Origin of the sequence: Streptomyces longispororuber, from assembly GCF_014656095.1 — a bacterium.
Taxonomy (GTDB): Bacteria; Actinomycetota; Actinomycetes; order Streptomycetales; family Streptomycetaceae; genus Streptomyces; species Streptomyces longispororuber.
In genome coordinates, this window is the sequence record NZ_BNBT01000046.1 from 46,792 (window position 1) to 55,555 (window position 8,764).

An 8,764-nucleotide genomic window follows, 5' to 3' on the forward strand; every position below is an offset into this window, starting at 1 on the left:
GCCTCTCTCACGGGTGTCAATGGGTCGCGCAGGAGGGCGCTCGGAGGGACCATTGCCTGACCAACACCGCCGTGCGTAGCCTGTGTTCGTCATACCGGCCACTGGCCGAGGTATCGAACACAGAGGGTGGGTGGACGGAATGGGGCGCCTTGTCCCCGCGGTGACCAGGGCTTTCGACATACTGGAACTGTTCCTGGAGGGCGACGGCACCCTGTCCGCGCCGGAGGTCACGCGGAAGCTCCAACTGCCGCGCACCACCGTGCACGAGCTGCTCACGACGCTCGCGGCGCGCTCCTACCTGGCCCCCGTCCCCGAGCAGCCCGGCCGCTACCGCCTCGGCGTACGCCCCTACCAGCTCGGCAGCAGGTACGCCGAACAGCTCGACCTCGCCGCGGAGGGGCAGCGCGTGGCCCGGGAGGTCGCCGAGACGTGCGACGAGACGGTCCACGTGGCGATCCTGGAGGGCACCGACGTCATCTACATCGCGAAGGTCGACTCCACGCACGCCGTGCGCATGGTCTCCGCCGCGGGCCGCAGGCTGCCCGCGCACTGCACGGCGGTCGGCAAGATGCTCCTCGCCTCGCTGCCCGCGCCGGAGCTCGACGCCCGCGTCACGCACCGCGAACTGGCGGCGATGACGCCCGCCAGCGTCACCGACCCGGACGCGCTGCGCGCCGAGCTCGCCGCGATCCGCGAGCGCGGCGTCGCCGCCGAGCACCGCGAGTCCAACCCGGACGTGAGCTGCGTGGCCGCCCCGGTGCGCGACAGCGCGGGGCGCGTCGTGGCCGCGCTCTCCATCTCCGTACCGATGATCCGCTGGAACGAGGAGCGCGAGACGGAGCTCTCGGAGCTGGCCCTCAAGGGCGCGGGCGACCTGTCCGCGCGGCTCGGCCACCGGGGTCCACGGTGACGCGCGCGGCGGCCGAGGTCGCCGTCCACGCGCGGGCCGAACTCGGCGAGGGCCCCACCTGGGACGCGGCGGCGGGGCGGCTGATCTGGGTGGACGTCCTGGGCGCGCGGGTCCACACGTACGATCCCGCGACCGGCCGCCGTACGGTCCTCGCCACCGAGCAGCACGTCGGCGCGGCGAAGCCCCGCGCGGGCGGCGGCCTGGTGGTGAACCTCCGCGACGGCGTCGGGCTCTACGCGCCGGACGGCGCGTTCTCCTGGCTCGTCCGCGACCCCGTGCCCGGCCGCCGCGGCAACGACGCGGCCGTCGCCCCCGACGGCACCCTGTGGGCGGGCACCATGCGCTACGACGAGGCCCCCGGCGGCGGTCACCTCGCGCGCGTCGCGCCCGACGGCACCACGACCACGCTGTTCCCGTCCGTGACCGTCAGCAACGGCATCGGCTGGAGCCCCGACGGGACGCTCGTGTACTACGTGGACACCCCCACGCGCCGCGTCGACGTCTGCCGCATGGAGGGAGGGCTCCCCGGCGCGCGCCGCCCGTTCGCAGTCGTCGAGGAGGGCGCGGGCTTCCCCGACGGCCTGACCGTCGACGCGGCGGGCTGCGTGTGGGTGGCCCTGTGGGACGGCGGCCAGGTCCGCCGCTACACCCCCGACGGCACGCTGGACCACGTCCTGCGGCTCCCGGTACCCCGCCCCACGGCCTGCGCCTTCGGCGGCCCCGGCCTCCGCGACCTCTACGTCACCACGGCCCGCGTCGGCCACCGCCGCCCCCACCCGATGGCGGGCTCCGTCCTGGTGGTCCCGGACGCGGGGGAGGGGCTGGCGGGGGAGGTGTTCGCGGGGTGAGGCGGTTACGAGCTGTGCGGGGCGCCGCGCCGGGTGCCGGGCCTGAACCCAGGACTTCGCACGCACTGCCGGGGCGGCGCATCGGCGCCGAGACCCTGGCGCAGGCGAGGTGGCGCAAGAGGCGACGGCGCAGGAGGGGCTGGCTGGGGGCCGCCACCGTTCTCCTGCTCGTCACCGGCGGGATCTGGCTCATGGACGAGGAGGAGAAGCGGCCGGAGAAGCACTTCGCCACCATGCCCGATCGCTTCGACGGCTTTCGGCGTATACGGGCCCGTGAAGCCACCTGGGGCGGCAGCGCGTACCCGTACGTCTCCTCGGGCCGCAGCGGATACGTGACCTACGTCCCGGCCCGTGGCGACAGGTCGTACCGGCTGGAGGTCCGACTGAGTCTCGACCCGGGCGTCGGCGCCGCCGACCTGGACGAGGCCGCCGAGGCGCTGCTGGACTCCGCGGTGGGACCGGAACGGTCGCGGCCGTACGCCGTGAGGACGGCGGACGGCCAACTGCGGTGCGCCAAGGAGGAGGGCATCGGCAAGCCCAAGACGCACTGCGTGTGGCTCGACGACGAGGTGCTCGTGTCGGCCCGGACGTACGCCGAGCGCGGGGTCGGGCCCACGCCGCGCCGCACGGCGACGGCCGTCCGCGCGTTCCTCACCACCCTGCGCATACGCGACACGCCGTGACGCGCCTAGCGTGACGCGGTGGGGCGGGTGGTGAAGACGCGGTCCAGGAGGTCGTGCAGGGTGGCCCGCTCCTGTTCGTCGAGGGTTTCGAGGCCCTCCCGCGTGGTGCGCATGTTGGCGCGGATCCTGTCGACGGCGTGCTCGCCCTCGGCGGTGAGGACGACGTTCTTGACGCGCCGATCGCCGGGGCTCGGCTCCCGGCGGACCAGGCCGCGCTTCTCCAGCCGGTCGACGATGCCCGTCATGTTCGAGGCGTCGCAGGCCAGCAGCTCGGCGAGCACGCGCATGGCGGCGGGGCCGCGGCGCAGCACGCTCAGCGTCTTGCCCTGGCTGGCCGTGAGGTTCTCCCGGGCGGACGCGGCCGTGAAGTCGCCGTAGTAGGCGCCGAGCGACACCGAGAGCATCTCCATCAGCCGGCCGGTGTCCGTGCGCGAGGTTTCTGGCATGGGACCACCTTACGCCTTGAAACTTGACCATCTCAATTAATGTTCTCTACAGTGGGCCCTTGCTTGAGATTCTCAAGCTTCCAGGTTCTCAAGGTTCGACGTTCTCAAGGTCCTCGCGGTCCTCCAGCCCTCGCGTACTCGGGGGCCGGGGGCGCGAGCAGTTGGAAAGAGTCTCCGTGTCCCACGCACAGCACACGGCGCACCCACGGCGTTCAGGGCAGACCGCGGTCGTCCTGGTGCTCGGGCTCGCCGCCATGGTCGTCTCGATGATGCAGACGCTGGTCGTGCCCATCCTGTCGATCATCCAGAGCGAGCTGGACGCCACCACGGCCGCCGTGAGCTGGGTGACCACGGCCACGCTGTTGTCCGCCGCCGTCTTCACCCCGCTCCTCGGCCGCTTCGGCGACCAGCACGGCAAGAAGCCCACCCTCGTCGGCGTCCTCCTCGTGATGATCGCGGGCTCGGTGCTCGCCGCCACCACGACCTCGCTGACCTGGCTCGTCGTCGGCCGCGTGCTCCAGGGAGCGGCGACCGCGATCTTCCCGCTGGCCCTGTCCGTGCTGCGCGAGGAGGTCCGACCGGAGCGGCTGCACGGGGCGATGGCCCTGGTCAGCGGCACGCTCGCGTTCGGCAGCGGCCTCGCCCTGGTCGGCGCCGGGCTCCTCACGCAGGGGGACGACCCCGACTACCACCGCGTCTTCTGGCTGGCGGTCGTCCTCGCCGTGGTGGCCCTCGTCGGGGTGCTCCTCGTCGTGCCCGCCTCCCGCTCCAAGACCGGCGGCAGGACCGACTGGCTGGGCGCGCTCACCCTGGCGCTGCTGCTCGTCCTGCTGCTCCTGCCGATCTCGCAGGGCCACGAGTGGGGCTGGACGTCGGGCCGTACGCTCGGCTCCTTCGCCGCCGCGGTCGTGATGGCGGGCGTATGGGCGTTCACCGAGAGCCGGGTCAAGGAGCCGATGGTGGACATGCGGATGTTCACGCACCGCCCGGTGCTCTTCACCAACCTCGCCGGCCTGCTGCTCGGCTTCGCCATGTTCGCCCAGTTCATCGGCGTCTCGTACCTGGTGCAGATGCCCGAGGCCGTGGCCGAGTACGGCTTCGGCGCCTCCGTGCTCGGCGCGTCCGTGGTGTACCTGCTGCCGACCACGCTGGTCTCCCTGGTGGCGGCCCAGTTCGGCGGCGTCCTGGTGCGCCGGATCGGGGCGCGGCTCACGCTGGCCCTCGGCGCGGCCTTCGGCGTGCTGGGCTTCGCCTGGCTGACCCTGGCGCACGGCACCAGCGCCTCGGTGATCGGGGCGGGCATGGTCGTCGGCCTCGCCATCAGCTTCGGCTACGCCTCCATGCCCGCGCTCATCGTCGCGAGCGTCCCGGCGCACCAGACCGGCATCGCCAACGGCATCAACTCCATCTCCCGCTCGGTGGGCAGCGCCGTGGCGAGCGCGATGATCACCTCGCTGCTCGCGTCGAAGACCCTCGACCTGCCGGCGGGGCTGCCCGCGCTGCCCCAGGAGAGCCAGTTCACCCTGAGCTTCGCCATCGCCGGAGCGGCGTTCGTCCTGGTCGTGGCGGTCGCCCTGCTGGGACTCCGGGCCGCGCACGCACCGCGTACGACGGCACCGGCGCAGGCCCCCGAGGGCGCCGCGCGGGAGCCCGAGCGCGCCGGGGTCTGACCCGCCGGCACCCCCGGCACGGAGGTGGACCCGGCCGGGCCGGTCGCGGCTCAGGCCCGGCCGGCCGGGCCGAACATCTCGGCGACGATGCGCTCGGCGTGCTGCGCCAGGTAGAAGTGGTCGCCGGGCAGCACCCGGGAGAAGAAGGCGTCCGTGCGGGTGGACACCTCGCGCCAGGCCTCGATGTCCTCGGGGCCCACGTCGGGGTCCTGGTCGCCGCTGAACACCGCGAGGGGGCAGCGCAGCCGGGCCTCCAGGTCCGGGCGGTAGGTCTCGATGAGGCGGTAGTCGGCGCGGATCGCGGGCAGCACCATCTCGCGGACGTCCGGGTCGTCGAGGAGCCGGGGGTCGGTGCCGCCGAGCTCCTTGACCTTCGCGACGAGCTCCTCCTCCGGCAACTGGTGGACGGACCCGCGGCGCTTGCGGCGCGGACCCTCGTGCCCGGAGACGTACAGCCGCCGGGGCGCCGGGCCCGGGCCCGCCTCCAGGCGCAGCGCGGTCTCCAGGGCGAGCGCGCCGCCCATGCTGTGCCCGAAGAGGACCAGCTCCCGGTCGGCGGGTATCCCGGCGCGCAGCACGTCGGCGACGGCGTCGGCCAGCTCGGACATCGAGGTGAAGGGCCGCTCGCCGAGCCGGTCCTGGCGGCCCGGGTACTGCACGGCGACCAACTCCACGTCCAGCGGCACGAACGCGGCCCAGGGCACGAAGAAGGAGGCGGTGCCGCCCGCGTGCGGCAGGCACACCAGCGTGGTGCGGGCGCCCGGCCGCCGCTGCGGGCGCCGCAGCCACAGGGCCGTGGTGGCGGCGGTGTCGCCGGTCCGGGCGGTCGTCTTCGGTTCGATGGTCATCAACACTCCGTCGAGGCGGGAGGCGGTCTGGCCGCGGTTCGGTCGGACGTCCGCGCGTGACGCAACCAGAACCGGGGCGGCCACCGCAAGCGGAAAGGCCCCGGGCCCCGTGGACGGATCCTGCCCGGCCCGGTGCCCGGTCACCCCCCAGGCCCCTCCCGGCACCGCCGTGACCAGCGGTGTCCGGTCGGCCGGACGGGGGGCCCGCCCCCACGCCCGCTGACGGCCCCGGCCTCCCGGCCCGCCCTCGAGCGCACCGAGAGCGCACCGAGAACGCACCCCTAGCGAGGCCCCCCCGAGCGAACACCTGAGCGGCCCCTCGAGCGGGTATCGCCCCCGCGCCCACTCGCGACCACCGGTGCGCACGCCCCACAAGTCACGCGACGTCAGCCCGGCCCCGCCCGGCCCAGGCCATGGGCCCGCGGGGGACGGCCCCCGCGTCGTTCACTCGCCGAAGTGCACCACCCCCTCCTCGTCCATCCGCGGATGCAGCTTCATCGGTTCCGTCGTCTCGATGTCCGAGGGGCGCGCGGGCTCCGGGCCGCTCGGGCCGACGCGGACCATGCGTTCCACGCGGCAGATGCGGAAGCACTGCTTGCCCACGACGACCTCGTTGGCGCGGCCCGCCGCCTTGAAGCGTTCCGCGGCGCGGGCGAACGCCGCCCGCCTGGCCTCGTCCAGCTCGTACAGCAGCGGCCAGAACTCGGTCAGGCCGTGGACGAGCAGGCGGCGCGCGTCGTGCGGGGTCGGCATCAGGGCGCCGCGCGGCCGCCACTGCGCTCCGCGCCGCTCCGCGACCCCGTAGCTCACCGGCAGCAGCACCACGTCGGGGTAGTCCCGCAGGGCCCGCCGCGCCTCCTGCTCCGCCTCCGGCGGGTAGTCGTCCGCCACGTAGGCGAAGTCGCGCAGCGCGAGCCGCAGCGCGCCCGCCATGACGCCGCCGTCCTGACCCGGGGCGAGGACGAAGCCCGCGTCGTGCGACGCCGTCGTCGACCGCTCCTTCCACGACGGAACGAGCGGTTCCGGATCGGTGGGGCGGGGTGGTTCGAGCCCGTCACGCCCGGTGCGCGCGAACTCCTCACCCCGGACGACGCGGTAGCGCGTGCCGAGCACGGTGACGTCGTTGATCCGCTCGCGCTCCAGGCGCGCCACGGCGGCGAGGAGCGCCCGGCGTTCGGCGCGCGTGTCCACCTCGTCCTTGGCCTTGAACCACAGCAGGGAGTTGAGGCCGTCCCTGGCCTGCTGCGGGGTGCCGTCCACGACGTCGTTGAGCAGCCGCCACTCCGTCCCCTCCCCGGCCTCGCGGGCGGCGAGCCCGAACACCGGGCCGCGCACGGCGAGGTGCGGATACCGGTACGAGGCGTCCAGGGCGTCGGCCTCGCCGACCCACTCGGCCGGGTCGTCACGGCGTACCAGTTCGCTGTGGAGCGCGTCGATCTGCCGCTTCCAGTCGTCAGACATGGACGCCATTGTTCCGGGACACGGCCGTCCGGGTCAGCCGTGTCACGCGACAGCATGACGAATCGGCCGATCGCTTGGCACCCGAGCCGCTGTGCCCTATAGGGCCGCGGTTCCGCGCCGGGCGGCAGCCGGTCCGTGAGGGGCCTACCGGGCGCCGCGGCCGGTCTCGCGCAGCGCGTTCGTCGCGCAGTGCACCTCGCCCAGGTTCAGGTGCGCCCAGGAGAAGTTCTCCACCCAGCGCACCCGGACGCCCCGCGCGGCCAGGGCTTGTGCGGCCGTCTCGCGGAACAGGTCGCGCCCCGCGACGCGGGGCCCGTGCGGGACCGGGGCCGCGTAGTCGCGGGCGGTCAGGGACAGGCCGTTGACGAGCGCGGGGGAGAGGGCGATGTGGCGGCGCGGCCCGCCCGCCCCGGCCTCGACGCGCGTGTACAGGACGGGCAGGCGGACGAGTTCGTCCGCCCGCAGCCCGGTCTCGCGCAGCAGCACCGCGAGTTGGCCGTCGATGTGCCGGGCCGCGTCGGCGTTGTCGCCCTCGGCCTCCTCGTGCCGCAGCACCTCGTCGACGGTCGGCTTGTCCCGGGCGACGGTGTCCGCGAACAGCCGCTGCCCGCCCGCGCCGGCGCGGCGCGCCTCGCGCAGCAGGTCCAGGGCGAGGCGCGGGTCGGACACGGCGAGGGTCCAGCCGCGGGCGTTGTCCGCGCGCACCACGTGCACGGTCTCGTCGGCGTGCCCGGCCAGCAGCCAGGACGTGTCGAGGACGACCGGTTCCTGCCGCCCCTGGGCGCGCAGCAGGCGCGTGAACGACGGGTCGGGGTGGCGCCGCTCGGTCGCGCCGTAGACGATCCGGCCGTCCGGGTGGCCGGGGTAGGGCGGCAGCGACTCGATGTTGCCGGTGAAGTTGAGGAGTTCGTCGACTCCGGGTCCGCGCCGGGTCGTGTACTGCTGGACGACGCCGACGCCCGGCCCGCGCAGGTCGCGGAAGAGCAGCCGCCCCGAGCGGCGCAGGCTCTCGCGCGTGCCGTCCTTCGCCTTCCAGTGGTTGGGGGAGCGCAGCAGGACGCGCAGGGTGTGCTCGCCGCCGCCCGGTACCGGCTTGGTGACGTAGCCGGGCTCGGCGATGTCCTGCCGCCAGATGTCCCGCCACCAGTGCGCCGTACCGGCCTGGAAGCGCAGCTCCCGGTCGGGAAGCCCGGCGGCGCGGGTCGCCGCGCGCAGCGAGTCGGCGAACTGCCGCCACTGCCCGGGCGGCCGCGTGTGGACGGTCACTTCGGCGGGCTGCCCGCTGCCCGGGGCGCCGGGCCCCGGCGCGGCGGCGAAGACGTGCTCGGCGCGCTGGAGGTCGTGGTGGAGCAGCACGGGGGCCATGCGCAGGGTGAGCGTGGCGCGCCGGGGTTCCGCCCCGGTGACCGTCAGGGTCAGGTCCACCGCGCCGTCCCAGCGCGCCTTGTCCCGCACGATGTCGCGCCCCTCCACGGTGAGCCGCACGCCCTGCCGCACCTCCCTCGCGGTGAGCCGCCCGCCGTCGCCGAGGGGCACGTATCGCCCGTCCCGCTCGACGAAGACTCGTACGTACGGGCGCTGGGCGGGCGGTACGGAGAGGCGTCCGCCCGTGTCGCCGGAAGCCCGGGTGGGACGCACCCGCACCGGTGTGAGGTCCGCGGTGTCGGCGGGGCCGTTGACGACGTCGTCCGCGGCGTCGTGGCAGGCGGCGAGCCGCCGGTCCACGGCGATGTCGAGGCGGTCGAGGTCGCCGGGGCGCAGCCGGCAGCGGCGGGTGTCGTCGTCGAGGTTGGGCAGCAGCACGGTGCCCTCGGGCGCCTCAAGCGCAGGGGCGGGCGGCGGCGCGGCCCCGGCGCGGGCGGGCGATTCGAGCGCCGCGACGACCGCGGCGGCTTCCG

At 74.7% G+C, this 8,764-nt stretch carries 8 protein-coding genes; 4 read left to right on the plus strand and 4 right to left on the minus strand.

All coding sequences use genetic code 11. The features are described from left to right. Nucleotides 1–139 precede the first annotated feature (139 nt). The 3 genes from IE330_RS16870 to IE330_RS16880 all read left to right on the plus strand — a co-directional run bounded on the left by IE330_RS16870 (nucleotide 140) and on the right by IE330_RS16880 (nucleotide 2,441). A complete protein-coding gene (locus IE330_RS16870; protein ID WP_190136838.1) occupies nucleotides 140–910 on the plus strand; it encodes an IclR family transcriptional regulator in 771 nt (256 codons plus the stop codon). Further along, complete coding sequence (locus IE330_RS16875) at nucleotides 907–1,758, plus strand: SMP-30/gluconolactonase/LRE family protein (RefSeq protein WP_190136839.1); 852 nt, start codon at nucleotides 907–909, stop codon at nucleotides 1,756–1,758. The genes IE330_RS16870 and IE330_RS16875 overlap by 4 nt, the downstream gene beginning before the upstream one ends. 191 nt (nucleotides 1,759–1,949) lie before the next feature. Further along, nucleotides 1,950–2,441: a hypothetical protein gene (locus IE330_RS16880; protein WP_190136840.1), complete on the plus strand. Its 492-nt coding sequence runs from the start codon at nucleotides 1,950–1,952 to the stop codon at nucleotides 2,439–2,441. A 5-nt stretch (nucleotides 2,442–2,446) separates the two neighbouring features. On the opposite strand, the gene IE330_RS16885 is transcribed toward IE330_RS16880, so the two are convergent. Next, a complete protein-coding gene (locus tag IE330_RS16885) occupies nucleotides 2,447–2,887 on the minus strand; it encodes a MarR family winged helix-turn-helix transcriptional regulator (RefSeq protein WP_373314666.1) in 441 nt (146 codons plus the stop codon). 176 nt (nucleotides 2,888–3,063) lie between these two features. Between IE330_RS16885 and IE330_RS16890 the strand changes: the two genes are divergently transcribed. Next, nucleotides 3,064–4,557 carry an MFS transporter gene (locus IE330_RS16890; protein ID WP_190136841.1) on the plus strand — a complete coding sequence of 498 codons (1,494 nt, stop codon included), beginning with the start codon at nucleotides 3,064–3,066 and terminating at the stop codon, nucleotides 4,555–4,557. A 50-nt stretch (nucleotides 4,558–4,607) separates the two neighbouring features. Here the strand turns inward: IE330_RS16890 and IE330_RS16895 are convergent, their stop codons facing one another. From IE330_RS16895 to IE330_RS16905, 3 genes are all read right to left on the minus strand, one after another. Further along, the gene (locus tag IE330_RS16895; protein WP_190136842.1) at nucleotides 4,608–5,405 is read right to left on the minus strand and encodes a thioesterase II family protein; all 798 of its coding nucleotides are present in this window, start codon (nucleotides 5,403–5,405) and stop codon (nucleotides 4,608–4,610) included. Between the two features lie 444 nt (nucleotides 5,406–5,849). Then, on the minus strand, nucleotides 5,850–6,866 hold the full coding sequence (locus IE330_RS16900) for a DUF5954 family protein (RefSeq protein WP_190136843.1): 1,017 nt from the start codon (nucleotides 6,864–6,866) through the stop codon (nucleotides 5,850–5,852). Between the two features lie 144 nt (nucleotides 6,867–7,010). Continuing rightward, on the minus strand, nucleotides 7,011–8,764 hold a 1,754-nt coding region (locus tag IE330_RS16905), incomplete at its 5' end, for a protein-arginine deiminase family protein (RefSeq protein WP_190136844.1).